General features: G+C 71.8%; 22 protein-coding genes. 13 read left to right on the forward strand and 9 right to left on the reverse strand.

Annotated elements, in window-relative coordinates; translation table 11 throughout:
• Positions 1–663: 663 nt before the first annotated feature.
• Positions 664–2,424: a family 43 glycosylhydrolase gene (locus O7634_RS24995; protein ID WP_278154071.1), complete on the forward strand. Its 1,761-nt coding sequence runs from the start codon at positions 664–666 to the stop codon at positions 2,422–2,424.
• Between the two features lie 308 nt (positions 2,425–2,732).
• Positions 2,733–4,085: an endo-1,4-beta-xylanase gene (locus tag O7634_RS25000; protein ID WP_278152565.1), complete on the forward strand. Its 1,353-nt coding sequence runs from the start codon at positions 2,733–2,735 to the stop codon at positions 4,083–4,085.
• Positions 4,086–4,153: 68 nt separating this feature from the next.
• Here the strand turns inward: O7634_RS25000 and O7634_RS25005 are convergent, their stop codons facing one another.
• From O7634_RS25005 to O7634_RS25015, 3 genes are all read right to left on the reverse strand, one after another.
• Entirely contained in the window at positions 4,154–7,066 is a 2,913-nt protein-coding gene (locus tag O7634_RS25005) for a glycosyl hydrolase (RefSeq protein WP_278152566.1), read from the reverse strand.
• Positions 7,067–7,222: 156 nt separating this feature from the next.
• Entirely contained in the window at positions 7,223–7,597 is a 375-nt protein-coding gene (locus O7634_RS25010; RefSeq protein WP_278152567.1) for an MmcQ/YjbR family DNA-binding protein, read from the reverse strand.
• 40 nt (positions 7,598–7,637) lie between these two features.
• On the reverse strand, positions 7,638–8,333 hold the full coding sequence (locus O7634_RS25015; protein WP_278152568.1) for a DUF1223 domain-containing protein: 696 nt from the start codon (positions 8,331–8,333) through the stop codon (positions 7,638–7,640).
• A 130-nt stretch (positions 8,334–8,463) separates the two neighbouring features.
• Here O7634_RS25015 and O7634_RS25020 point away from each other — a divergent pair, with 130 nt between their 5' ends.
• Positions 8,464–8,766, forward strand: coding sequence for a GNAT family N-acetyltransferase (locus O7634_RS25020; RefSeq protein ID WP_278152569.1), 303 nt, complete (start codon positions 8,464–8,466; stop codon positions 8,764–8,766).
• A gap of 16 nt (positions 8,767–8,782) precedes the next feature.
• A complete protein-coding gene (locus O7634_RS25025) occupies positions 8,783–9,499 on the forward strand; it encodes an isocitrate lyase/phosphoenolpyruvate mutase family protein (RefSeq protein WP_278152570.1) in 717 nt (238 codons plus the stop codon).
• Between the two features lie 160 nt (positions 9,500–9,659).
• On the opposite strand, the gene O7634_RS25030 is transcribed toward O7634_RS25025, so the two are convergent.
• Both O7634_RS25030 and O7634_RS25035 read right to left on the reverse strand, forming a co-directional pair.
• On the reverse strand, positions 9,660–10,586 hold the full coding sequence (locus O7634_RS25030) for a 5'-3' exonuclease (RefSeq protein ID WP_278152571.1): 927 nt from the start codon (positions 10,584–10,586) through the stop codon (positions 9,660–9,662).
• Positions 10,587–10,644: 58 nt separating this feature from the next.
• Positions 10,645–10,872: a hypothetical protein gene (locus O7634_RS25035; RefSeq protein WP_278152572.1), complete on the reverse strand. Its 228-nt coding sequence runs from the start codon at positions 10,870–10,872 to the stop codon at positions 10,645–10,647.
• A 158-nt stretch (positions 10,873–11,030) separates the two neighbouring features.
• On the opposite strand from O7634_RS25035, the gene O7634_RS25040 reads away from it, so the two are divergent.
• Positions 11,031–11,918: a winged helix-turn-helix transcriptional regulator gene (locus O7634_RS25040; RefSeq protein ID WP_278152573.1), complete on the forward strand. Its 888-nt coding sequence runs from the start codon at positions 11,031–11,033 to the stop codon at positions 11,916–11,918.
• 32 nt (positions 11,919–11,950) lie between these two features.
• On the opposite strand, the gene O7634_RS25045 is transcribed toward O7634_RS25040, so the two are convergent.
• Positions 11,951–13,318, reverse strand: coding sequence for a glycosyl hydrolase family 18 protein (locus tag O7634_RS25045; protein ID WP_278152574.1), 1,368 nt, complete (start codon positions 13,316–13,318; stop codon positions 11,951–11,953).
• A gap of 204 nt (positions 13,319–13,522) precedes the next feature.
• Between O7634_RS25045 and O7634_RS25050 the strand changes: the two genes are divergently transcribed.
• The 3 genes from O7634_RS25050 to O7634_RS25060 all read left to right on the forward strand — a co-directional run bounded on the left by O7634_RS25050 (position 13,523) and on the right by O7634_RS25060 (position 16,391).
• Positions 13,523–14,638, forward strand: a complete 1,116-nt coding sequence (locus O7634_RS25050) for a Xaa-Pro peptidase family protein (RefSeq protein WP_278152575.1) — start codon at positions 13,523–13,525, stop codon at positions 14,636–14,638.
• Positions 14,635–15,777, forward strand: coding sequence for an acyl-CoA dehydrogenase family protein (locus tag O7634_RS25055; protein ID WP_278152576.1), 1,143 nt, complete (start codon positions 14,635–14,637; stop codon positions 15,775–15,777). Before O7634_RS25050 ends, O7634_RS25055 begins: the two co-directional genes overlap by 4 nt.
• A gap of 107 nt (positions 15,778–15,884) precedes the next feature.
• Entirely contained in the window at positions 15,885–16,391 is a 507-nt protein-coding gene (locus O7634_RS25060; protein ID WP_278152577.1) for an Lrp/AsnC family transcriptional regulator, read from the forward strand.
• Here O7634_RS25060 and O7634_RS25065 read toward each other — a convergent pair.
• Positions 16,321–16,932, reverse strand: coding sequence for a histidine phosphatase family protein (locus O7634_RS25065; protein ID WP_278152578.1), 612 nt, complete (start codon positions 16,930–16,932; stop codon positions 16,321–16,323). The two genes, O7634_RS25060 and O7634_RS25065, sit on opposite strands and share 71 nt — an antisense overlap.
• 168 nt (positions 16,933–17,100) lie before the next feature.
• On the opposite strand from O7634_RS25065, the gene O7634_RS25070 reads away from it, so the two are divergent.
• The 3 genes from O7634_RS25070 to O7634_RS25080 all read left to right on the forward strand — a co-directional run bounded on the left by O7634_RS25070 (position 17,101) and on the right by O7634_RS25080 (position 18,762).
• Complete coding sequence (locus O7634_RS25070; protein WP_278152579.1) at positions 17,101–17,295, forward strand: CsbD family protein; 195 nt, start codon at positions 17,101–17,103, stop codon at positions 17,293–17,295.
• 75 nt (positions 17,296–17,370) lie between these two features.
• A complete protein-coding gene (locus tag O7634_RS25075) occupies positions 17,371–17,703 on the forward strand; it encodes a YnfA family protein (protein ID WP_278152580.1) in 333 nt (110 codons plus the stop codon).
• 123 nt (positions 17,704–17,826) lie between these two features.
• Positions 17,827–18,762 (forward strand): polysaccharide deacetylase family protein, encoded by a 936-nt coding sequence (locus O7634_RS25080; RefSeq protein ID WP_278152581.1) that lies wholly within the window; start codon positions 17,827–17,829, stop codon positions 18,760–18,762.
• A 32-nt stretch (positions 18,763–18,794) separates the two neighbouring features.
• On the opposite strand, the gene O7634_RS25085 is transcribed toward O7634_RS25080, so the two are convergent.
• Both O7634_RS25085 and O7634_RS25090 read right to left on the reverse strand, forming a co-directional pair.
• Positions 18,795–19,946: a low temperature requirement protein A gene (locus O7634_RS25085; protein WP_278152582.1), complete on the reverse strand. Its 1,152-nt coding sequence runs from the start codon at positions 19,944–19,946 to the stop codon at positions 18,795–18,797.
• A gap of 130 nt (positions 19,947–20,076) precedes the next feature.
• Entirely contained in the window at positions 20,077–21,468 is a 1,392-nt protein-coding gene (locus tag O7634_RS25090; RefSeq protein ID WP_278152583.1) for a lysine 2,3-aminomutase, read from the reverse strand.
• A 153-nt stretch (positions 21,469–21,621) separates the two neighbouring features.
• Here O7634_RS25090 and O7634_RS25095 point away from each other — a divergent pair, with 153 nt between their 5' ends.
• Positions 21,622–22,671, forward strand: coding sequence for a zinc-binding alcohol dehydrogenase (locus tag O7634_RS25095; RefSeq protein ID WP_278154072.1), 1,050 nt, complete (start codon positions 21,622–21,624; stop codon positions 22,669–22,671).
• 4 nt (positions 22,672–22,675) lie between these two features.
• Positions 22,676–24,241, forward strand: coding sequence for an amidohydrolase family protein (locus tag O7634_RS25100; RefSeq protein WP_278152584.1), 1,566 nt, complete (start codon positions 22,676–22,678; stop codon positions 24,239–24,241).
• Positions 24,242–24,247 lie beyond the last annotated feature (6 nt).

Below are 24,247 nucleotides of genomic sequence, written 5' to 3' on the forward strand. Positions count from 1 at the left end.
CGGGACGGGTGGGGCCGGGTGTGGCGGAACCGCCGTCGCCGGCGGTGGGGGAGCCTGCTGCCGTGGACGCCGGGTGCCCACCTCGGCGTGTATCGCGGCACATCAATGTGATCGCTAACATAGTTCGTCCTCACCGAGCCCGCAACCCCCGGACCGGCAGGCCCGATGCGGCGCGCCCCGGCGCCCGGCCGGCGCGGCGCGCGCCCGGCGCGGGCGGTGCGGCGCGACAGCGCCCGTCGAGGGGGTGGTGACGCGGTGTGCAGGGGTCGGCACCTCACTGGCCGTTGACGCCCGACGTGCCGCTCAGTACGGTGCATCGTAAATCGTGGATGTCACGGTCGATACCGCAATGCTGCCGAGTGGTTACGACGGTCATCTCGCATCGCGTGAAAATCCAGGTCACCCAGGGAAGGGGGTTGCCTCAACCGCAAGCTGTTAACGCTAACACGGCCGTCGGTCGTGGTGCTCGGCGTGCGCCGGTGACGCCGCTCGACCAACGGCCGGTGGCGGTGGCCCGGCGACCCGGAACCCGCGCACCGCGCACTCTCTGTGGGAGCAACAGTGACAGTGAACGAGAGAACCACCACCCCGAGCAACCGGACCGGCGGCCGCGCCAGGCGGGTCGTCGCCTGGCTGGCGAGCATCGTCTGCGGCCTCGCGCTGCTGCCGGCCACGCCCGCGCACGCGGACAACCCGATCGTCCAGCACATCTACACCGCCGACCCGGCGCCGCTGGTGCACAACGGCCGGGTGTACCTCTACACCGGCCACGACGAGGACGGCTCGACGTACTTCACCATGCGGGAGTGGCGGGTCTGGTCGTCGGCCGACATGGTCAACTGGACCGACCACGGCTCACCGTTGAGCCTCGCCACGTTCTCCTGGGCGGACGCCAACGCGTGGGCGGGCCAGGTCATCGCCCGCAACGGCAAGTTCTACTGGTACGTGCCGGTGCGCCAGCGCTCGAACGGGCAGATGGTCATCGGCGTGGCGGTCGGCGACAGCCCGACCGGCCCGTTCCGGGACGCGCTCGGCCGGCCGCTGGTCGGCAACAACGAGATCGACCCGTCGGTGTTCATCGACGACGACGGTCAGGCGTACCTCTACTGGGGTAACCCCGGGCTGTGGTACGTGCGGTTGAACGCGGACATGATCTCGTACTCGGGCGGCGTGACCCGCATCCCGCTGACCACCGCGGGCTTCGGCACCCGCAACGGCAACGCGAGCCGACCCACCCTCTACGAGGAGGGGCCGTGGGTGTTCAAGCGCAACGGCCTCTACTACAACGTGTTCGCGGCCGAGTGCTGCTCGGAGTTCATCGCCTACTCCACCGCCCCCGGTCCGACCGGGCCGTGGACGTACCGGGGCACGATCATGCCGCGGCAGGGAGCCAGCTTCACCAACCACGCGGGTGTGATCGACTTCCAGGGCGGGTCGTACTTCTTCTACCACAACGGCGCGCTGCCCGGCGGTAGCGGTTACACCAGGTCGGTGGCCGTGGAGAAGTTCACCTACAACGCCGACGGCACCATCCCGACGATGAACATGACCACCACCGGCGCGCCGCAGGTGGGGACGCTGAATCCGTACGTGCGGCAGGAGGCGGAGACCATCGCCTGGGGCTCGGGCATCGAGACCGAGGTGTCCAGCGAGGGCGGGATGAACGTCGGCTGGATCGAGAACGGCGACTACATCAAGGTGAAGGGCGTCGCGTTCGGTGCGGGAGCGACGTCGTTCAGCGCCCGGGTCGCCTCCGCGACCAGCGGAGGCCGGATCGAGGTACGCCTCGACAGCGCCAGCGGCCCGGTTGTCGGCACCTGCACGGTGGGCGGCACCGGCGGTTGGCAGACCTGGACCACCAGCACCTGCGGGGTGAGCGGCGCCACCGGCACCCACGACCTGTACCTGCGCTTCGCCGGCGGCAGCGGCAACCTGTTCAACGTCAACTGGTGGCAGTTCGCCGGCGGCACCGGCACCGGCGGTGGCAACGTGCTGACCAACGGCGACGTGGAGAACGGCACGACCGGCTGGGGGGTCAACGGCAGCGGCACGATCTCCCGGAACACGTCGACCGTCCGGAGTGGCACGGGCTCCCTGTCGATCACCGGGCGCACCTCGGCGTGGAACGGCCCGAGCCAGGACGTGACGGCGAAGCTCACCAACGGCAGGAGCTACAGCACGAGCGTCTGGGTACGCGCGCAGAGCGGCACGCCGTCGGCGAAGGCCACCCTGGCGCTCACCGCGAACGGCACGACGAGCTACCTCCAGCTCACCCCGGCCACGGCCGTCACCACCAACGGCTGGACCCAGCTCACCGGCACGGCGACCCCGTCGTGGAGTGGCACGCTGACCAACGCCACCTTCTACGTCGAGACGGCGGCGGGCACCGACAGCCTCCTCGTCGACGACGCCTCGTTGCAGTGACGCGTGGTGCCGGAGCCGTGCGGACGGCTCCGGCACCATCCGCGCGCCCTGTCCCGGGCACCTTGACGTACGCCATGTTATCGCTCACAGTCGATGTCTGAGGACGGTCGCACCTGCGGTTCACCGGGCGAACCCGCTGCCGTGCCTCGTGGCTCGACGTCTGCCCAGGGCATGCGGGCCGTCGGGTCGGTACCCCGCACCGATGCCGTGACGGCGACCGGGCTCTTGCTGGTCACGGCCTCGCCGGTGTGGGACGAATCCGCGGCGCCACACCGCCATCGCCGCGCCACCACAGAGAAGGAATCCGCATGAATCACAAGAGAGCCCTGCGAGCGGCGGTGACCATAGCGGTCACCGGCGCGCTCGCCGCCGGTGTGACGCTGTCGCTCACCAGCGGGGCCAGCGCCGGCACGACCCTCGGGGCGTCGGCGGCGGAGAAGGGCCGCTACTTCGGTGCCGCGGTCGCGACGGGCAAGTTGTCCAACAGCACCTACACGACCGTGCTCAACCGCGAGTTCAACGATGTCGTGGCCGAGAACGAGATGAAGTGGGACGCCACCGAGCCGCAGCAGGGGCGGTTCAACTACAGCGGTGGTGACCGTCTGGTCAGTTACGCGCAGGCCAACGGCATGAAGGTGCGCGGCCACGCGTTGCTGTGGCACCAGCAGCAGCCGGGCTGGGCGCAGGGCATGTCCGGCAGCGCGCTGCGCAACGCCGCGATCAACCACGTCACGCAGGTCGCCACGCACTTTCGCGGCAAGATCCACTCGTGGGACGTGGTGAACGAGGCGTTCGCCGACGGTGGTTCCGGTGGCCGGCGCGACTCGAACCTGCAGCGGACCGGCAACGACTGGATCGAGGCGGCGTTCCGGGCGGCGAAGGCGGCCGACCCGGGCGCGAAGATGTGTTACAACGACTACAACACCGACGGCATCAACGCGAAGTCGACGGGGATCTACAACATGGTGCGGGACTTCAAGTCCCGTGGCGTGCCGATCGACTGCGTGGGTTTCCAGTCGCACCTGGGCACCTCGTTGGCCTCGGACTACCAGGCCAACCTCCAGCGGTTCGCCGACCTGGGCGTGGACGTGCAGATCACCGAGCTGGACGTGATGACCGGCGGCAACCAGGCCAACATCTTCGGGGCCGTCACCCGGGCCTGCATGAACGTGTCGCGCTGCACCGGCATCACCGTGTGGGGCGTCCGTGACTGCGACTCGTGGCGTGGGTCGGACAACGCGCTGCTGTTCGACTGCAACGGCAACAAGAAGGCCGCGTACACCAACGTGCTGAACGCCCTCAACGCCGGACCGGGCATCCCGACCAACCCGCCCACCGATCCGCCGACCACCACGCCGCCGCCGACCGCCGGTGGGTGTTCGGCCTCGGTGTCGCTGAACACGTGGAACGGCGGGTTCGTGGCCAACGTGAAGGTCACCGCCGGCTCCGCCGGCACGAACGGCTGGAACGTCAGCGTCACGCTTCCGGGTGGCACCAGCGTCACCAACACCTGGAGCGCCACTGCCAGCGGCTCCACCGGCACCGTCCGGTTCGCCAACGTCGACTACAACGGCCGGCTCAGCGCCGGTCAGGTCGCCGAGTTCGGCTTCCAGGGCACGGGCAGCGCCACCGGCGTGACGCCCACCTGCACCGCCTCCTGATAAACGCCGGCCGGTGCGGAGGACCACCGCTGGTCCTCCGCACCGGCCCGGTCACGTGCCCTGTGGGATCAGGAGTACGGCAACCGCAGCACCGACTGGTTGCCGAGGCCCACGGTGCTCGGGTTGTTGCCGATCGCCGACCAGACCTCCACCCGTACCGTGCCGTTGCTCAGCGCTCCCAGCGTGCCGGTGGCCGAGGCCAGCCCGGCGTTCTGGGTGTAGTGCTCGTAGCCGGCTACCGGATCGGTCGCGAAGTAGCGCCAGGTCTCCACCCGGTCCCAACTGCCGTTGCCGGTGAGGTCGTAGGAGACCCGCACCTGCACGCCGTTGCCGACCGCCGTTCCGGCGTCCACGAACAGGTCGAACGCGGTCTGCCCACCCGAGTAGCCGAGGGTGAGGCCGGTCGCCGTGAAGACCTGCGCGTTCGTGGGCGTACCGTCGTGGTTGCCGTTGGCCGCCGCGAGCGTCGTCGTGGCCGCGCTGCCGGCGGCGCCCAGCCCGCCGCCGGGCAGCAGGTACCGCGTCGGACCGCCGGTGGACGGCGGCGGGGTGGTCGTCGGCGGGGTGGTCGTCGGCGGGGTGGTCGGCGGCGGGGTGGTCGTCGGCGGGGGATCGGTCGGCGTCGTCGGGGGCACCCCGCCGGCCGCGTTGCCGCCACTCCAGGTGTACGCCCCGGTGGTGGCCGTCTTGCCCGCGCCCACGGTGAGGGTCGTGCCGTTGGAGAACCGCACGGTGATCGGCGTCGCCGTCGGGTTGGACGCCACGTAGGTGCGGGCGCCGTTGCGGGAGAACACCGCCGACAGCGGGTGGTTGCCGGTCACCGAGGTGTCGACGGTGCCCAGTGCCGCGAGGTTGCGGATCCAGTGGAAGGTGTGCGCCCGGCTCTCGCCCTCCTCCGGGGTGTAGCCCGGGTTGGCGCGCAGGTTCGCCAGCGCCGCGTCGGCGTCGCCGAGGGCCTGGAACTGCCAGAGGATGTCCTGCCAGACCGTCGGTTGCCCGCCGTTGTTGCGCACCAGCTCGGCGTAGTTGGTCCGCACGTACGCCGGGTTGTTGCCCAGGTAGAGGTGCCCGCCGGTGACCGGCAGCAGGTTGATGCCCTGGATCATCTCCGGCTCACCGCTGAACCAGGTGGCGTAGGCGCCGCCGTCACCCCAGACCATGCCGACCGTGGAGTGCCCGAAGGCGGCGGGGAAGTTCTGGTCGCTGACGTCGAACCAGTACTCCTGGATGGCCGCGGCCTGGGTGGTGTAGAGGAACACACCGGCGTCGCGGACGGCGGTGTTGCCGGTGGTCTGCCCCCACTGGATCAGGGCGTTGGCGAAGTTCATCCCCTCCGACGAGGACTCCTGGTTGTTGCCCGCGCCGAACGAGCCGTGCCCGGAGGCCCAGTCGTGACCGGCGTAGATGTCGAAGTCCCGCAGGTACGGGAAGCGGGTGTCGTCGCGGCTGTAGTTGTTGGCGTCGCGGATCAGCAGGTCGACCATGCCGCCGTAGCGGTTGGTGGAGGCCCAGGTCGGGTCGAACTTCGCGAGGGTCGCGGCGGCGGCGATGTAGTAGCCGTAGTGGAAGTGGTGGTCGTTGAGCTCCTGGTCGGAGCCGTAGGACGCCGGGTAGCCGATCAGGGTGCCCCAGTTGTTGTCGTAGTAGAACACCCGGCTGGTCTTGCCGCTGGACGCGGTGAACCAGTCGGTGAGCGTGCTGCGGATCGCGTTCAGCGCGCTGTCGCGGGTGGTGGTGTCGTTGACCTGGTCGGCGATCTCGGCGATCCGGGCGGCCCGGCCGAGCCCCTTGCCGGTCCAGTAGGTGTCGTTGCCGCGCTGGTCCATCGGGTTCGCCCGGACGGCGGCGAGCTGGCTGGTGAGCGTCGCCAGGTCGCTGCCGCTGCCGTCGCCGACGGCGGGCAGCTCGGGCAGCACGCCCTGGAACCTCATCGCGGTACGGAACTGGTTGACCCCGGTGAGCACCTTCATCCGGCCGCGCGCCGACGGGTAGGTCGGGGTGATCGCGGTGGACCCGCTCAACGACTTCCACTGGTGCGGGTAGAGGCTGACCACCGTCTGCGTGGCGCTGCCCTCGCGGGCGGTCGTGGTGAACGCGTACGTGGTGGTCAGACCGCTGGTCGCCGGGTCGTACGCGTAGGAGACCCGGGTGCCGGTCACGTGGGCGTGCGCGTACTGACCGTAGGTCGCGGCCAGGCTCGCGCGCTCGGTCGCGCTCGACGTCGGTGGCAGGAGGGCGACCGAGAAGTAGCCCCGACCGGCCAGGGTGGAGGTGATCCGGCCGGACGCGACGGTCCAGCTCGCGCCGCTGGGCGCGTACGCGACGTAGTCGTGGCCGTTGACCCGGAAGCCGATGGTCGCCCCGCTGCTGGACCACACGTCCGGCGTGCCGGCGGTGCTGATCGACGCGTTTCCGCCGGTGGCCTGGAAGTACGCGAAGGGCAGCCCGTGACCGATGGTCGCGCGCAGGGTACGGGCACCGTCGCTCCAGTGTGGGCTGACGGTCCAGTCGGTCCAACCGTCGACCTTGACCACCGGCGCGGCGAGCCCGGTCACCCCCACCCGGATGTCCTGCACGTACGGGTAGTGGAACTCGCCGGGACCGGTCGCGGTGCCGCTGATGGCGGGTGTCGAGTTGGCGGAGAAACCGAGGCCGTCACCGAAGGTGTCGTAGGAGATCGGGTGGGCGTGCAGGGGCTCGCTGAAGGAGCAGTCGGTGCGCTTCCACAGCAGCGAGGACCACCAGTCGTTGGTGGGGATGGGGCCGGTGGGCGCGTTGGCGGTGGCGAACTGCCGGGGGTTGCTGGACATCGCGCCGCAGCCGCTGGGAAGCGCGCCGACCGGCGTTGTGGTGTAGCTGCCGGCGCCGACGGGTGCGGCCTCGGCCGCGCGGGTGACCGGGATCGCGAGACCACCGGCCACCAGTGCCAGCGCGGTGGCGACGGCCAGGGCCCATCGGCGGTGGGGGACGGGAGGTTTCATGGTGCCTCCATCGCGCGCCGGTGTGCGGTCCGTGCCGGGGCCGACGCGTTGCGTCTGAATTGGGGGGAAGGTGATCCAAGAGAGCGCTCTCTCGGTCACGGTAGTGGAGGACCGAGATTCCCGTCAATGTGTCCGGCGGGTTGCGTGCTGATGTCGCTACGTCCCGGCGTCTTCGAGATCGCTCAACAGCGCCTCCGGCGCCCGCATCCGCCACGCGTCGGTCACCAGCTCGGTCAGCCGGTCCAGGTCGACCTCCGCCAGCCGCAGCATGACCAGGGGCAGACCGTCGTAGCCGGATGTGGTGAAGAAGAGGTCCGGCTCCCCGAGCAGGAGCGCCTGCTTCTCGGCCTCGTCACCGACGAACAGCACCGCGATGTCGAGCCGCAGGACGCGGGGCCGGCCCGGTGTCCGCTCCGGATAGGACCAGACGAAGCCCTTGTCGGCCACCCGGAAGTCGAAGCCGTCGCTCGGGACCTCCACCGTGTGCGGCAGGGCCAGCGCCACCCGGCGTACGTCCTGCGCGTCAACCACCGGTCCCCCTCGCGCCCCCCACCGCCCGCATGGGTCGAGACTACGCGGCGGACAGCTCCACGGTGGTCGCCCCCACGATGGACCCGCTGCCCTCCCGCTGGACGTACGCGACGACGACGGCGTCGCCCGGGTCGAGGTCGGGCGGCGTGGTCAACTCCACCCGTCCCCGCGCGGAGTCCAGACCCACCGACGCGAACGCGCGCACCACGTTGTCCTGGCGCAGCGTCCGCCCGGCGTTCTCGCCCCGGGCGATCTCGCTGCGCAGCCCCCGTTGCGCCACCGCCACGTTCAGTACCGTGCGCTCCGGTGGCGGTTCGACCCGGTAGTCCACGGCCATCCGCCGCCCGTTCCGCTCGGCCACCGACGCCGCGAGCGCGGTGGCGGGAGGTGTCGCCAGGGCGGTGGCGATCGCGTCGGCGGCCCGTCGCCGGTCGGACCCGACGAACTCGACGCCGCCGTTGACGACCATCTGCGGCGTGTACAGCCCTCGGGTGCCGAAAGCCCGGGCGTACGCCTGCTGTCGGGCGGTGTGGGCCGGGTCGGCGAACTGGTCCGGCCAGCCCAGATCGTCCCAGTAGTCGACGTGGAATCCGAGTCCGAAGATCGGCTCTGCGCGTTCCCGGGCGTCGCGCTCGATCTCGGTCAGCAACTCCTCCGCCGGCGGGCAACTGTTGCAGCCCTGGGAGGTGAACAGCTCCACGACGGCGAAGCCGCCGTCCGTCGCCGGGTTCGTCATGGTGGCGCGTCTCCTCCCAGGTGGGCCCTCGGCGACCGCGTTCCCGTTCGCGCCGCGACGATGCGTGGCGCGGATCGCCTCCCGCCGGCCTCGCCGGGAGCACCGCCCTGTCGGGTGGTTGGATGGTCGGGTGCAGTTCACCGTGACAGACGCGCCGGAGCGGGAGCGTTTCGAGGCGCGCGACGAGACGGGCGCGGTCGCCGGGTTCGTCACCTACCAGCTCACCGGCGCGATCATCGCCTACACCCACACCGAGGTCGACCCGGCGTACGAGGGCAGGGGGGTCGGGTCGACGCTGGCACGCGCGGTCATGGACGACGCGCGGGCCAGGGGCCGCACTGTCGTGCCGATCTGCCCGTTCCTCGCCGACTGGCTGGTCAGACACCCGGAGTACGAGGGCATCGTGGTCCGCTCGACCCGCAAGATCAAATGAGTCTGGGGTCGGCCCGATGACCGCCGCCGCCTTCCGAGCCCTGCACCACGACCGTGCCGCCGGCGACCCGCTCGTCCTACCCGGGCCGTGGGACGCGGGCAGCGCCCGGGTCTTCGCCGACGCCGGGTTCCCCGCGCTCGCGACCCCGAGCGCCGGGGTGGCCGCCGCCCTCGGCTACGAGGACGGAGCGACCCCGCCGGACGAGATGTTCGCCGCCGTGGCGCGGATCGTCCGGGCCGTCTCCGTCCCGGTGTCCGCCGACGTCGAGGGCGGTTACGGTCTCGCTCCCGCCGAGCTGGTCGGGCGGCTCCTTGATGCGGGCGCGGTCGGCTGCAACCTGGAGGACTCGCAGGGGCACACCACGCTCAAGGACCCGCGGCAGCACGCCGACTGGCTGGCCGAGGTGCGGGCCGAGGCGGGCGACGCCCTCTTCATCAACGCCCGGGTCGACACGTTCCTGGTCGGCGCGGGTGACCCGGCCGACGCGGTGGCGCGCGCCCGCCTCTACGTGGCGGCCGGCGCCGACTGCGTCTACCCGATCCTGGCGCCCGCACAGGTGCTCCCGGAGCTGCGCGAGGGCATCACCGGGCCCCTCAACATGGTCGCCGGCCCGGACCGCGAGACCATCGCCGACCTGGGACGCCGGGGCGCGACCCGGATCACCTTCGGCCCCGGCCTGCAACGGCAGGCGATGGCTGCCGTCGGCGACCTCGCGGCGGCGCTGCGCGCCTGAGGCCGGCCGGCGGGCTGGCCGACGAGGCACGGCCGGCTGTCCGAGAACACTCCCTGGCGCCACCCTCACGTCGCGACCGGCGGCGGCCGTGGGCCGTCAGGACGCCGCCGTCGGCGAAGCGCCACGGCCCCTCGCCGACGGTACCGCCCGGTGGCGCCGGTCAGGCGTCGGCGCGGGCGGCGAGGGCGTCGACCAGGCGACGGGTGGACCCGGCCAGGTTCCACCGCCCGGCGAGGTCGAGCAGCCGCTCCGGGTCGACCGGGGCGGTCGGCAGCGCGGTGGGCAGCTCCGGCAGGGGCACGTCCAGGGCGACCCGGACCACCGTCGGCGCGACGGCCAGGTAGTCGCGGGCCGCGGCCAGCTTGGTGCGCAGGCCCGGGGCGAAGGACGAGTCGGAGTCGTCGAGCGCGGCCAGGATGCCTGCGATGCTGCCGTAGCGCTCGATGAGCCGGGCAGCGGTCTTCTCACCGACACCGGCCACCCCCGGCAGCCCGTCGCTGGGGTCGCCCCGCAGGGCGGCGAAGTCGGCGTACCGGTCGGCCGGCACGCCGTAGCGCTTGCGCACCGCGGCGTCGTCGCAGTCGTCGAGCTTGGCGACACCGCGCCCGACGTAGAGCAGCCGGACCGGCCGGGCGTCGTCGACGAGCTGGAACAGGTCCCGGTCGCCGGAGACCACCTCCACCGGGCCGGGCTGGGTGACCGAAAGCGTGCCGAGCACGTCGTCGGCCTCGTAGCCGGTCGCGCCGACGGCGGTGATGCCGACAGCGGCCAGCACCTCAAGGATCATCGGCACCTGCGGTGAGAGGGTGTCCGGGACGACCTCGCCACCCTGCGGCGCCACCCGGTGCGCCTTGTACGACGGCAGCAGGTCGACCCGCCACGCTGGGCGCCAGTCGTGGTCAAGGGCGCAGACCATCCGGTCGGCGCCGCGCCCCCGGATCAGGGTGGCGAGCATGTCGAGGAAGCCGCGTACCGCGTTGACCGGGGTGCCGTCCTCGGCCTTGGCGGCGGACTCCGGAATGCCGAAGTAGGCCCGGAAGTAGAGGCTGGGTGCGTCGATCAGCAGGATCGGGGGTCGGTGTGCCACGCCGGACAGCCTGGCACAACCCTCCGACGATCAGGCGTACGCCCGGCCGTCGGGTGGGTCAGGGCCGCTCGTCGGAGCGGTAGACGGTTTCCCGGCGGGCCAGGTGCTGGACGACGTAGCTGGTCACCAGCAGCAGCACCGCGACCACCACCTCGATCCAGGCGGCGACACCGTCGGCGACGGTGAGGCCGACGACCAGCAGGACCAGGCCGACGAGCGCGAGGACCCCGGCCCACAGTTGACGGCGACGGCGTGTCACCGTCCGGTTCGTTCCGTTCGCTGCCACGTCGGCCCCTCCGGTAGCGGGCGCCGCTCGGCCCCCGGATGCCAGGCTATGTCCGCCACCGCCAGCCGTCGCGGAAAACACCGGGCGGGGTCGCCACCGCCTGCGGACCCAATAGTTCCAATTCGGAACGGACTATAGTCGTCGGGAGGAGGTGGCCGGTGCGGCGAGAGGATCTTACCGACGCGGACTGCGGCATCGCGCAGGCGCTCGGCGTGCTGGGGGACTGGTGGACGTTCCTCATCGTGCGCGATGTCGCCGGCGGGACGACCCGCTTCGACGCGCTGCAACGGGAGCTGGGCATCAGCCGGCGGGCCCTGACCGAACGCCTCGCCGCCCTGGTCGAGCAGGGGGTGCTGGGGCGCCGGCCCTACTCGGTCCATCCACCGCGCTACGACTACCTGCTCACCACGCGGGGCGAGGGGCTGTTGCCGGTCCTGATCGCCCTGCAGGACTGGGGGACGAGGCACCTCATGGGTGACGGCACGCTGACCGCGACCGCCGCCAACGGCTCCGCCGAGGAACGCCGCGCGCACGACCTGGTCGGGCATCGGGTGCCCGAGGTGGCTCTGCCCGGACCGGACGGTCAGCCGGTCGCGGTGGGCGCGGCGGGCGCGTGGCGGGTCCTCTACTTCTTCCCCGGCGCGTACGCGCCCGGCACGCCGGGCCACCCGCCGGGCTGGGCGGAGATTCCCGGTGCGCGGGGCTGCACCCTGGAGTCGACCACCTACGCCAGGCGGCACCCGGATTTCCGGGCCGCCGGGGTCGAGGTGTACGGGATCAGCACCCAGCGACCCGACCAGCTCGCCGAGTTCGCCGCGTACGCCGAGCTGCCGTTTCCGTTGCTGTCCGACCAGGACGGCCGGCTGGGCGCGGGGCTGCTGCTGCCGGTGTTCCGCGCCGGCGGGATGACCCGGTTCAAGCGGCTGACGCTGCTTGTCGACCCGTCGGCGGTGGTCCGGGCCGTGCAGTTCCCGGTCACCGATCCGGCCGGCTCGGTGGACGAGATGCTCGCCCTGGTCCGGCAGCACACGACGGTCCCCGGCTGACGCGCCGCGTCAACCGGGGACCGGGGAAATCGTCAGGCCGGGAGCGTCCAGCGCTGGTTGGCGCCGGCGAAGCAGTCCCAGATCTGCAACCGGGTGCCGTCGGCGGAGCTGTTGTCGGTGGCGTCCAGGCACTTGTTCGACTGCGGGTTGCGCAGGGTGCCGTTGGACTGCGCCTGCCAGACCTGCGCGCCGCTGCCGTTGCAGTCCCAGAGCTGGACCTTCGCGCCGTTGGCGGTGGAGCCGCTGGCGACGTCGGCGCACTTGCCGAGGGCGCGCAGCGTGCCGTCGCTGGCCACCGTCCAGGTCTGGGCGGTGGTGCCGTTGCAGGTCCAGAGCTGGATGGCGGCGCCGTTGGCGGTGCTGGCCGAGGCCACGTCGACGCACTTGCCGCCGATGCCGGTGATCCGCCCGGTACGACCGGTCGGCGGCGGGGTCGTGCCGCCCATGATGGTGTCGTACATCGCGCTGAGCAGCGAGGTCGAACCGCTGGTGTCCTGGGTCAGCTCCCAGTTCATCACGCCGCCGGCGTTCGCGAGGGCCCACTGCGTCTTGCGCTTGACCATCGGGATGCCGTTCCAGCACTGCTGCGCGCCGCCGATGCTGGCGCAGTCCCGGTTGGCGTTCGCCGGGTCCATGCCGACCAGCGCGGAGTAGGTGTAGTAGCCGGGGCGGCTGTAGAACGGGATGCCGAGCACCGCCTTGCTGGCCGGCAGGCCCCGGGCCTTCCACAGGTTGACGCTGTTGATCGACCAGTCGTAGCCGGCGTGCGGGTTGCCGCCGTCGTACGCCATGATGTTGAGCCAGTCGACCTGGTTGAACACGGCGGGCTGGATGCCGTCGAGGTAGTAGCCCTCGGAGACCACGGCGGCGGTGAGCAGCTTGCCACGGCTGCGCAGCGCGCTGCCGAGCTGCGTCATGAGCGCGGTGTAGTTGTTGGCCGAGGCGCCCGGGTCGGGGTACTCCCAGTCCATGTCGACGCCGTCGAGGTTGTACTGGTTGACGAAGTTGACCAGGTTGTTGACGAAGGTGGTCCGGGTGGTGGCGTTGGCCGCGAGGGCCTCGAAGGCCGAGTCGTTGCCGTCGTTCCAACCGCCGACCGCGATCGAGACCTTGACGTTGTTGGCGTGCCCCGCGGAGACCAGCGAGGAGAGCCGCGCCCCGTCGACGCCCTGGAGGCTGCCGTTGCTGTTCGGCAGCACGAAGGCGTAGTTGATGTGGGTGAGTTTGTTGAACTGGATCGCGTTGATGTTGCCGGTCCAGGAGGGCATGTAGCCGACGCTCTTGAAGTTGTTCGGCAGCACCACGGCTTGCGCGGCGGTGGACGTGACGGTGAGGGTGGCGGCGGCGGTGGCCAGCGCGAGGAGGCCGGCGGCGAGGGCGCGGCGCAGTGGTGAGGACATCGGGGGCCTTCCCGTGGGCGGGGACGACGGCACCGCCCGCGCGGGGTTGTCGCGGGCGGACGGTACGGGGGACGCGGGAACGGGTGGGCCTCGAGGCAGCCAAATCTTAAAGAGTGTTAACTGTGCGAGTCAATCAACATGGGTGGATTTCCGGAGCGTCGGCGTCGATATGGAGTTTGCCCAAACGACCGTTAAGCTGACGGGATGGGAGTCGCCGCGCTGTACCCACCGGACCGGCTGGCCGCCGCGCGGCGCGCCACCGCCGCCGCCGGCCTGGACGCCCTGCTGCTCACCCCCGGCTCCGACCTGCGCTACCTGACCGGGTACGACGCCCACGCGGGGGAGCGGCTGACCTGCCTGGTGCTGCCCGCCGAGGGCGAGCCGACGCTGATCGTGCCGAGACTGGAACGCCCGGCCGCGGAGGCATCGCCCGCGCCGGCCACCGGGGTACGCATCGTCGACCACGTCGACGGCACCGACCCGTACCCCCTGGTGGTCGCCGCCCTCGACGGCCCGGTGGCGGCGGTCGGGCTGGCCGACCGGATGTGGGCCGAGCAGGTCCTCGCCCTGCGCGCGGCGCTGCCCGGCGCCACCCAACGGCTCGCCGGGGACGTGCTGCGCGAGTTGCGCATCCGCAAGTCCCCAGCGGAGGTCGCGGCGCTCGCCGAGGCCGGGGCGGCGATCGACGAGGTGCACCTGCGGATGGGCGAGTGGCTGCGCCCGGGACGCACCGAGGCCGAGGTCGCCACCGACATCGCCGCGGCGATCCGGGAGGCCGGGCACGTCACCGTCGACTTCGTCATCGTCGCGGCCGGACCGAACGGCGCGAGCCCGCACCATGGCACCTCGGACCGCCCGATCGGGGCCGGCGAGCCGGTGGTGGTCGACATCGGCGGCACGATGGCCTCGGGCTACCGCTCGGACTGCACCCGCACCTACCTGGCGGGCGGGCCGGCGCCGGCCGACTTCCTCGACTACTACGGGGTGCTGCGCGACGCCCAGCGCGCCGCCGTCGCGGCGGTGCGACAGGGGGTCACCGGGGCGGCGGCCGACGCGGCGGCCCGCGAGCCGATCGCCGCCGCCGGTTTCGGCGACGCGTTCCTGCACCGCACCGGCCACGGCATCGGTCTGGACGGTCACGAGGAGCCGTACCTGGTGGCGGGCAACGACCGGCCCCTGGAGGCCGGCATGGCGTTCTCCATCGAACCGGGCATCTACCTGGCGGGTCGGCACGGCGCCCGCATCGAGGACATCGTCGTCTGCACCACGGACGGCGTGCAACGGCTCAACACCACCCCCACGGAGCTCATCGCGCTATGACTGTCGACCGGATCCTGCCCACCGACGAGGCCCACGACCTGCTGGGTCTCGCCACCGAGCTCGCCGACCGCGAGCTCGCGCCGAAGGCCGCCGCCTTCGAGGAACGCGCCGAGTTCCCCCGCGAGGTGCTGCGTACCCTCGGCCGCGCCGGCCTGCTCGGCCTTCCCTACCCCGAGGAGTACGGCGGCGCGGCCCAGCCGTACGAGGTGTACCTGCAGGTGCTGGAGATCCTGGCCAGCCGGTGGCTCGCGGTCGCCGAGGCGGTGAGCGTGCACACCCTGTCCTGCTACCCGGTCGCGCAGTTCGGCAGCGCCGAGCAGCGCAAACTGCTGCCGGACATGATCGGCGGCGAGTTGCTGGGCGCGTACTGCCTGTCCGAGCCGCAGGGTGGCTCGGACGCGGCGGCGCTGAGCACCCGGGCGGTCCTCGACGGGGACGCGTACGTGCTGTCCGGGACCAAGGCCTGGATCACCCACGCCCGGTCGGCGGACTTCTACAACGTCTTCTGCCGTACCGGCGGGCCGGGTCCGAAGGGGATCTCCTGCCTGCTCGCCGACGCGGGCACCGCGGGCATCGCCCCGCAGGCCGCCGAGCGGACGATGGGTCTGCGCTCGTCCCCGGTGGCGCAGATCGTCTTCGAGGACGCGCGGGTCCCCGCCGACCGGTTGATCGGCGGGGAGGGGGCGGGCTTCACCATCGCGATGTCCGCCCTGGACTCCGGCCGGCTGGGCATCGCCGCCTGCGCGGTCGGGCTGGCCCAGGCGGCGCTGGACTACGCGGTCGCCTACGCCCGGGAGCGGCAGCAGTTCGGCCGGTCCATCATCGACTTCCAGGGCCTCGGGTTCCTGCTCGCCGACGCGGCCACCCAGATCTCCGCCGCCCGCGCGCTGACCCTCGCGGCGGCCCGGCTGCGCGACGCCGGTCGCCCGTACGCGATCGAGGCGGCCAAGGCGAAGCTCTTCGCCACCGACACGGCGATGCGGGTGACCACCGACGCCGTGCAGGTGCTCGGCGGCGCCGGGTACGTGGCCGACCACCCGGTGGAGCGGTACATGCGCGAGGCGAAGGTGTTGCAGATCGTGGAGGGCACCAACCAGATCCAGCGGATGGTGATCTCCCGGGCCCTCACCCGGGACTGACGACGGCCCGTGGTGGTGCGGCTTCGGTGGGTGCCTCACGGCCCGTCGCGGCCTGCCACCCGGCTACCTCGTCGCCGTCGGGCGGTTTTCCCGGTAGGTTGCACGCCGTGGAGGAGATCGACCGCGCCATCGTCGCCGCGCTGACCGCCGACGGCCGTCTGTCGTACACCGACCTGGCCGAGAGGGTGGGGCTGTCGGTGTCGGCGGTGCACCAGCGGGTGCGCCGGCTGGAGCAGCGCGGAGTCGTCAAGGGGTACGCGGCCCGGGTGTCGTTCGAGGCGCTGGACCTGCCGCTGACCGCGTTCGTGGCGATCCGCCCGTTCGACCCGTCGCAGCCGGACGACGCGCCGGAGCGGCTGGCCCACCTGCCCGAGATCGACTCCTGCTACTCGGTCGCGGGGGAGGACTTCTACCTGCTGTTGGTGCGGGTGGCCAGCCCGACCGATCTGGAGCGGCTGTTGCAGGAGATCCGCACCTCGGCCAACGTCACCACCCGCACCACTGTGGTGCTGTCCACGCCGTACGAGCACCGGCCGCCGAAGATCAGTGCCGCGCCGCCGAGTCGGTCGCGGTCCCGGGCGCCGGAGGAGCCGGCTGGTTCCACCGCAGGATGACCTGCCGGCCGTGCTCGTGACCGAGCGCGCTGACGGTGGCGGTGTCCAGGCGTAGCCGTGCGCCGGCGGACGGGGGCAGGCCGATCCAGCGGGCGCCGAGCACCCGCAGGCTGTGCGCGTGCCCGACCAGCGCGACGGTGCCCTGGTCGAGCAGCGGGGTGACCCGGGCCAGGACCCGGTCGACCCGTTCGCCGACCTGCTCGGGGGACTCGCCGCCGGGGCAGCCGTCGGTCCAGATGTTCCAGTGCGGCTGGTCGTCGTGGATGTCGACGGTGGTGCGGCCCTCGTACTTGCCGTAGTTCCACTCGCTGAGGTTCTCGTCGACGCCGTCGACGGTGAGCCCGGCGAGCTGCGCCGTGCGCAGCGCGCGGGACCGGGGGCTGGCGAGCACGGTGACGAAGCGCCGGCCGGCCAGGAACGCGGCCAGGGTACGGGCCTGCCGCTCGCCGTCGGGGGTCAGCTCCAGGTCGGTGTACGAGGTGTGCCGCAGGCTGGCGCTCCACGTGGTCTCGCCGTGCCGGATCAGCAGGAGCTCTCCCATACGGCCAGTTAACCACCGACCTGGCGGCGATCTCCCGGCCCTCCCACAACCTATCTTCCTAGGATGCCGTAGCGGTTGTGCCGACCGGCACCACCGGTTTCGGCACCGGTTTCGGCGCCGGGAGAGCGGGCATGCGGACGGGGACAGTCGCCAGACCGAGGAGGCGCGATGAGCTTCACCGAGAAGGCACGCAACAAGGTCGAGCAGATGGCCGGCGCGGCGCGGGAGCGCATCGGCGACATGACCGACAACGAGCGGATGCGGGGCGAGGGCGCCAGTCAGCAGAGCGACGCGCGCGCCAAGCAGGCTGGTCAGAACGTCAAGGACGCCGGTCGCAACGTGAAGGACTCGTTCACGAAGTGACCTGAGCGGTTCGCGGGGTCCCCGGGGCGTGTCGTCGCCCGGGGACCCTCAACGTGCTGCGGCTACTGTCGCTGGGTGACGGTGCTGCGTTCCCTGGTGTTGTTCGCGCTGGCCGCGCTGGCCGAGATCGGCGGCGCGTGGCTGGTCTGGCAGGGGTGGCGGGAGCAGCGAGGGCTCTGGTGGATCGCGGCCGGCGTGGTCGCGCTGGGCCTGTACGGGTTCGTCGCCACGTTCCAGCCGGACGCGAACTTCGGCCGGATACTGGCCGCGTACGGCGGGGTGTTCGTGGCCGGTTCGTTGGGTTGGGCGATGGTGGTGGACGGCTTCCGCCCGGACCGGTGGGATGTGACCGGAGCGGCCCTGTGCCTGCTGGGCGTGGCGGTCATCATGTACGCCCCCCGCTCCTGACCTCGCCGATCTTGCACAAGCTGTCGTGAGATAAGGGGCGTATCTCCGCGTGTCGACGACAGCTTGTGCAAGATCGGCGCGACGGGGCGGTGAGGGCCTTTCGCGTCTGCCATGATCTCCGGCGTGATCCGGGCTCGGCTTGGTGTGCTTGTCGTGGCGGCGCTCGTCGGCTCCGCGGGCTGTACGGCGTCGCGGGTGCCGCCGGCGGACCAGCCGGTCTTCGTCGGCTCGTCCGCCTCGTCGACGCCGTCCGTGGCGTCTGCTTCGCCGTCGCTCGACGCCGCTCCGACAGTGGCGCCGTCGAGCGCCGCCGCGCCCGCGCCGTCGACGGGTGTCCGGTCGCCGTCGGTGGGTGCCGCAGTCCCGGGCGCCGTACCGACCGGGACCCCGGCCCCTGTGGTCGACCACGGGCCGCGGATCGGTGACAAGGTCGCGTTGACCTTTGACGCGGACATGACCGATGCGATGCTGGCCAACCTGCGGTCCGGTCGGGTGCGGTCGTACGCCAACCTGCGCATCCTCGACCTGCTGGAACGGGAGCGGGTCCCGGCCACGTTCTTCCTGACCGGCAAGTGGGTGCGGCGGTATCCGGACGTGACCCGGCGGATCGCCGGTAATCCGCGCTTCGAGTTGGCCAATCACACGTACGGGCACGCCGCGTTCACCAGGGACTGCTACGACCTGCCGGCCCAGCCGGTGAGCGAGTTACGCGAGGACGTGGCGAGGACGTTCGAGGTGATCGCACCGTACGGGGGTCGGCAGACCCGCTACTTCCGCTTTCCCGGGTTGTGCCACGACGCGGCGGCGCTGGAGGCCCTGGCGCCGTTGGGCGTGACGGTGGTGGACGGCGACGTGGTCAGCGGTGATCCGTTCGCGCGGGCGTGGAAGCCGCTGGTACGGGCGGTGCTGGAGCACGTCCGTCCCGGGTCGGTGGTGATCATGCATGTGACCGAGGCGAACGCGCCGATGACCGACGAGGCGTTGCCGCACATCCTGGCCGGGTTGCGGGAGCGAGGGCTGGTGCCGGCGCCGTTGTCCGAGGTGTTGGCCGGCGCCTGACCGGCACGCGTACTGGCGCAGACCGAGCGGTATCAGGCTGGTTCCGGGCGGCTGCCGTCGTGGTCGACGCGTCGTGAGGGCCGCAGGGCGTCGGTCACCAGCATCAGCACCAGGACGCCGGTGATGGTGACGAGCTGGACGGGTGCGGGGAGGGCAGGGCCGATGGCGATCGTTGCCAGCACCGCGAGCACGGCGGTGGGTCGGCTGAGGGTGATGCCCAGGCGCAGGGCGCGGCGGGTGGCGGTGACACCGGTCAGGAAGAGGGCGACGCCGCCGCTGAGGGCGAGGGCGGCGCCGGGGGCAGCCGGTTCATCGGGATGGGCGACGGCGGCGTGCAGGCCGCTGACGGTGGCGATGACCCCGAGCAGTAGCAGGAAGTGGGGGAGGACGTAGGCGCGGGCGGCCATCCGGCTACGCGCGGCGGGTGCGACGGCGGCGAGGGCAGCTTCCGAGGATCGGGTGTCGGTCAGGTAGGTCCACCACAGGGCGACGGGTAGGGCGAGGGCGAGCATGATCGCGGCGGCCGCACCGGCGGTGAGCTGTTCGGTGGGTACTCCCATGCCGATGGCGACGACGGACTCGCCGAGCGCGACGATGACGAGCAGGCCGTGTCGTTCGACGAAGTGCGCCGGGCGCAGGTGGAAGGCGGCGGGGGCGCCGGTCCAGGATAGGTGGGGTAGTAGGTAGGGCAGGACGAACTGGGTGAACACGGCGGCGACCCAGAGGGCGGTCACGACGTGGCCGGTGAACGCGGAGGCGGCCAGGACGAGCAGGGCTGCGCCGATGTTGTAGGGGGCGAGTCGGAGTGCGCCGCTGCGGGCGTCGGAGCCCAGGAACAGGATGAGGTGTACGGCGACGACGACGAGATAGCCGACGGCGAAGAGTACGCCGGTGTCGGTCAGAGCATCGGGTAGGGCGATGGCGGTGAGCAGGAATCCGGCCATGCCGGCGAAGAGCAGTGTTTTGGTGGCACTTGATCGGGGTGGCAGGTGGTTGGTGAGCCAGGCGTAGCCGGTGTAGAGGTACCAGAGCAGGCCGAGGAGCAGGGCGGTGCGGCCGAAGCCGGCCCAGGTGAGGTCAGTTTCGAGGACGTCGGCGAGTTGGGTGACGGTGAGGACGAAGACGACGTCGAAGAACACCTCGTCGAGCGTGACCCGGTCGGGGGTGGGCCTCGGCTGTCCCATGGTGGTGGACGCTAGCCGTCCGCGGCGTGGGGCATTCCCGAGTTGACGATTCTCCGGGGCGCGGGCGGCCGGTGACGGGAACGGCGGCGCCTCCGGGGGGTGATTGCCCGGGGGCGCCGCCGTGGGTGGGTCAGTCGTCGCGGTGGTCGGTCCACCACTGCTGGCCGTCGGCGGGCAGGGTGTCGATCGGGTCGTAGTAGGCGTAGCGCTTGTTGAGCGCTTCGAGGTCGGCGGACTCGATGGAGGTGCGGTAGTTCTTGGTCCAGTAGGAGATGCCGCGCGCGCGGTCGTAGTCGGTGAGCATGTGCACCCAGCGCTTGCCGACGAACGGGACGTCGCAGACGATCCGGGGGGTGGCGTAGCCGGGGAGGTAGCCCATGATGTCGTGCTGGAGCTGCTGGGCGTGCCAGACCGGGACGCGCCAGTGTTCGGCGTTGGGGATCATGTCGCACATGTAGAAGTAGTAGGGCAGGATGCCGGCCTCACCCTGCAGGGCGAAGCAGAGGTCGAGCAGGTCGGTGGTGGTGGCGTTGACGCCGCGCATGAGCACGCCCTGGTTGCGGACGTCGCGGACGCCGACGTCGAGGGCGGTCTGGGCGGCCTTGGCGACCAGTGGGGTGAGCGACTGGGCGTGGTTGACGTGGGTGTGGATGGCGAGGTTGACGCCGCGGCGGGCGGCGGTGCGGGCGACGCGTTCGAGGCCTTCGACGACGTCGGGTTGCAGCCAGTGTTGGGGGAGGCCCATGAGGGCCTTGGTGGCGAGTCGGATGTCGCGGACCGTCTCCAGTTCCAGCAGGCGCATGAGGTACGACTCGAGGTTGCGCCAGGGGACGTTGGCGACGTCTCCGCCGGAGACGACGACGTCGCGGACGCCGGGGTGGGCCTTGAGGTAGGCGATGTGGGCGTCGTAGCGGTCGACGGGTTTGAGGGTGAGTTTGAGTTTGTCGACGGCGGGGGTGGAGTTGCCGACGAGGTCCATCCGGGTGCAGTGGCCGCAGTACTGCGGGCAGGTGGAGAGCAGTTCGGCGAGGACCTTGGTGGGGTAGCGGTGGGTGAGGCCTTCGGCGACCCACATGTCGTGCTCGTGGAGGCTGTCGCGGCTGGCGTAGGGGTGTGAGGGCCAGTCGGTGCGTCGGTCGGAGGCGACGGGGATCATGTAGCGGCGGATGGGGTCGGCGAGGAATGCCTCGGTGGTCATCGGCGCGTGCGGCACCATCGTGTTGATCATTTGGGGTGGCACCAGCATGGACATGGTGGCCTGGGTCTTCTGGTCGGCTTCGAGGTCGGCGTAGAAGGTGTCGTCGACGAGGTCGCCGAGGACGGCGCGGAGTTGCTTGACGTTCTTGACGCAGTTGACGCGTTGCCACTGGGCGGATTCCCACTGGTCGCGGGTGACGTGGCGCCAGCCGGGGAAGCGGGTCCAGTCGGGTTCGACCAGGGGGCGGCGGTGGTATTCGTAGGGCTGCCCGGCGGTCGGGGTGGCGACCGGGGCGTGACGGGGGTGCGGGATGGTGTGGGTCACGGCCCCTCCTCGGTGGTGCGGTTGCTCGGCGGTGCTCGAAGGCTACTGGAAAATATTCGGCAGAGAAATTAGTCTGCCGTAAGTTTTCCCGTTACGCGAGCCTTGATCGGGGCTTCGGGCGGCTGGGCAGGGGAGGTTGGCGTGACGTCACCGGTGGGGCTGCACCGCGTCGTGCAACCGGCGGGGGTGCTGCCGCAGGCGGCCTGGCGGCTGGACGCGTCGGCGGCGATCGCGCCGAACGAGGTGCGGATCCGGGTGCAGCGGCTGAACCTGGACGCGGCGAGCTTCCGGCAGTTGTCGGAGAAGCACGGCGGTGACGGTGACGCGGTCCGCGCCGAGGTGCTGGAGATCATCTCGACCCGGGGGAAGATGCAGAACCCGGTGACCGGGTCCGGCGGGATGCTGATCGGTGTCGTGGAGGAGGCCGGTCGGCGGTCTCCGCTCGGGCTCAGAGCGGGTGAGCGGGTCGCGACGCTCGTGTCGTTGACGTTGACACCGTTGGTGATCACCGACGGGTTGGCCCGGTGGGATGGGCGCAGCGAGCAGGTGCCGTGTGACGGGTGGGCGATCCTGTTCGCCCGCTCCATCGCCGCGGTGCTGCCCGACGACGAGGACCCGCAGTTGTCCCTCGCGGTGCTGGACGTGTGCGGGGCGCCGGCGTTGACCGCCCGGGTGGTGTCGCGCTATGTCGAGGACCGGGGGCGGGCCGGTGATCCGTCGCCGGTGCGGGTGGCGGTGATCGGTGGGGCTGGCAAGAGCGGGTCGCTGTCGCTCGCCGCGGCGCGGAGGGCGGGCGCCGCCCGTACCGTCGGGGTGGTGCCGGTGGAGGCGGAGCGCGACGCGCTGGCGGCGGCCGGCCTGGCGTCGGTGGTGGCGTTGGCCGACGCGCGGGACCCGGTGGGGTTGTCCACGGCGGTGGCGACGGCGTTGGGCGCTCCGGCGGATGTGACGGTGGTCTGCGTGGACGTGCCGGGGTGTGAGCACGGGGCGGTGTTGGCCACCGCGGACGGCGGCACGGTGATCTTCTTCTCGATGGCGACGAGCTTCTCCGCGGCGGCGTTGGGCGCGGAGGGGCTGGCGGCGGACGTGACGATGCTGGTGGGCAACGGGTACGTGCCCGGGCACGCGGAGTTGGCGTTGGGGTTGCTGCGGGCCGAGCCGGGGGTGCGTCAGCTGTTCACGGCGCGGATCGCGGCAGACTGAGGTCATGACGAACCCCTCGACGTTGTACCGCGGCGGCGTGCTGCACTGTCCGGCCGACCCGAGCGCGACCGCGCTGCTGGTGTCCGGTGGGCGGATCGCCTGGTTGGGGACCGACGGTGACGCGCCGCCGGCCGACCGGGTGGTGGATCTGGACGGCGCGCTGGTGACGCCGGCGTTCGTGGACGCGCACGTGCACGCCACCGACACCGGGTTGGCGTTGTCCGGGCTGGATCTGTCCGGGGTGCGCTCGGCCGGGCAGCTGCTGGACGCGGTGGCGGGTTTCGCGGCGGGCCTGCCGGCGGACGCGGTGGTGCTGGGCCACGGCTGGGACGAGTCGGCGTGGTCGGACGCGACGTTGCCGGACGCGGTGGCGTTGGACCGGGCGGCCGGTGGGCGGCGGGTGTACCTGTCGCAGGCGTCGATCCACTCCGCGTTGGTGTCGTCAGCGTTGCTGGCGGCGTGCCCGCAGGTGGTCGAGGCGGCGGGGTACGACGTGTCGGGGTGGTTGCGGCGCGACGCGCACCACGTGGTGCGGGCGGCGGCGCAGGGGTCGGTGAGCCGGGCGCAGCGGGTCGCCGCGCAGCGGGTGGCGTTGGCGCACGCGGCGTCGCTGGGTATCGCGGCGGTGCACGAGTGCGGTGGTCCGGAGATCTCCGATGAGGAGGACTTCACCGGGTTGCTGGGCATCTCCGGGGCGGGGTTGCCGGAGGTGTACGGGTACTGGGGTGAGCTGGGTGGCGCGGCGCGGGCCCGGGAGTTGGGCGCGGTGGGCGCCGGTGGGGACCTGTTCGCCGACGGGGCGTTGGGGTCGCGCACGGCGCACGTGTCGCGGGCGTACGGCGACGGTGACGGGTGCGGGCACGGGTACCTGACGGCGGAGCAGGTGCGTGATCACCTGGTGGACTGCGCGGCGCACGGCATGCAGGGCGGGTTCCACGCGATCGGCGACGCGGCGATCGGCACGGTGCTGGAGGGTTTCGCGGCGGCGGCGGCGTCGGTGGGTGTGGAGCGGTTGCGGGCGGCCCGGCACCGCATCGAGCACGCGGAGATCATGAACAAGCGGTTGATCGCCGGGTTCGTCGAGTACGGGATCGTGGCGAGCATGCAGCCGGCGTTCGACAGGTTGTGGGGTGGCGCGGGTCGGATGTACGAGGCGCGGTTGGGGTTGGACCGGGCGTTGGAGTCGAACCCGATGGGTGCGATGCACTCGGTCGGGGTGGCGTTGGCGTTCGGGTCGGATTCGCCGGTGACGCCGTTGGATCCGTGGGGGTCGGTGCGGGCGGCGGCGGCGCACCACAACCCGACGCAGCGGATGGGTGTGCGGTCGGCGTTCGCGGCGCACACCCGGGGTGGGTGGCGGGCGGTGCACCTGGACGTCGAGGGGGTTCTCGCGTTGGGCGCGCCGGCGACGTTCGCGGTGTGGTCGACGCCGGCGGGGGTGGAGCGGGGCCTGCCGGTGCTGCTGGCCGAGGACCCGGAGTTGCGGGGTCCGGACGACCCGACGCCGTTGCCGGTGTGCCGGCGGTTGGTGCTGCGCGGTGAGGTCATCTACGAGGAGGGGTCGTCGTGAGCGGGC

The organism is Micromonospora sp. WMMD1120 (genome assembly GCF_029626235.1).
Taxonomy (GTDB): Bacteria; Actinomycetota; Actinomycetes; order Mycobacteriales; family Micromonosporaceae; genus Micromonospora.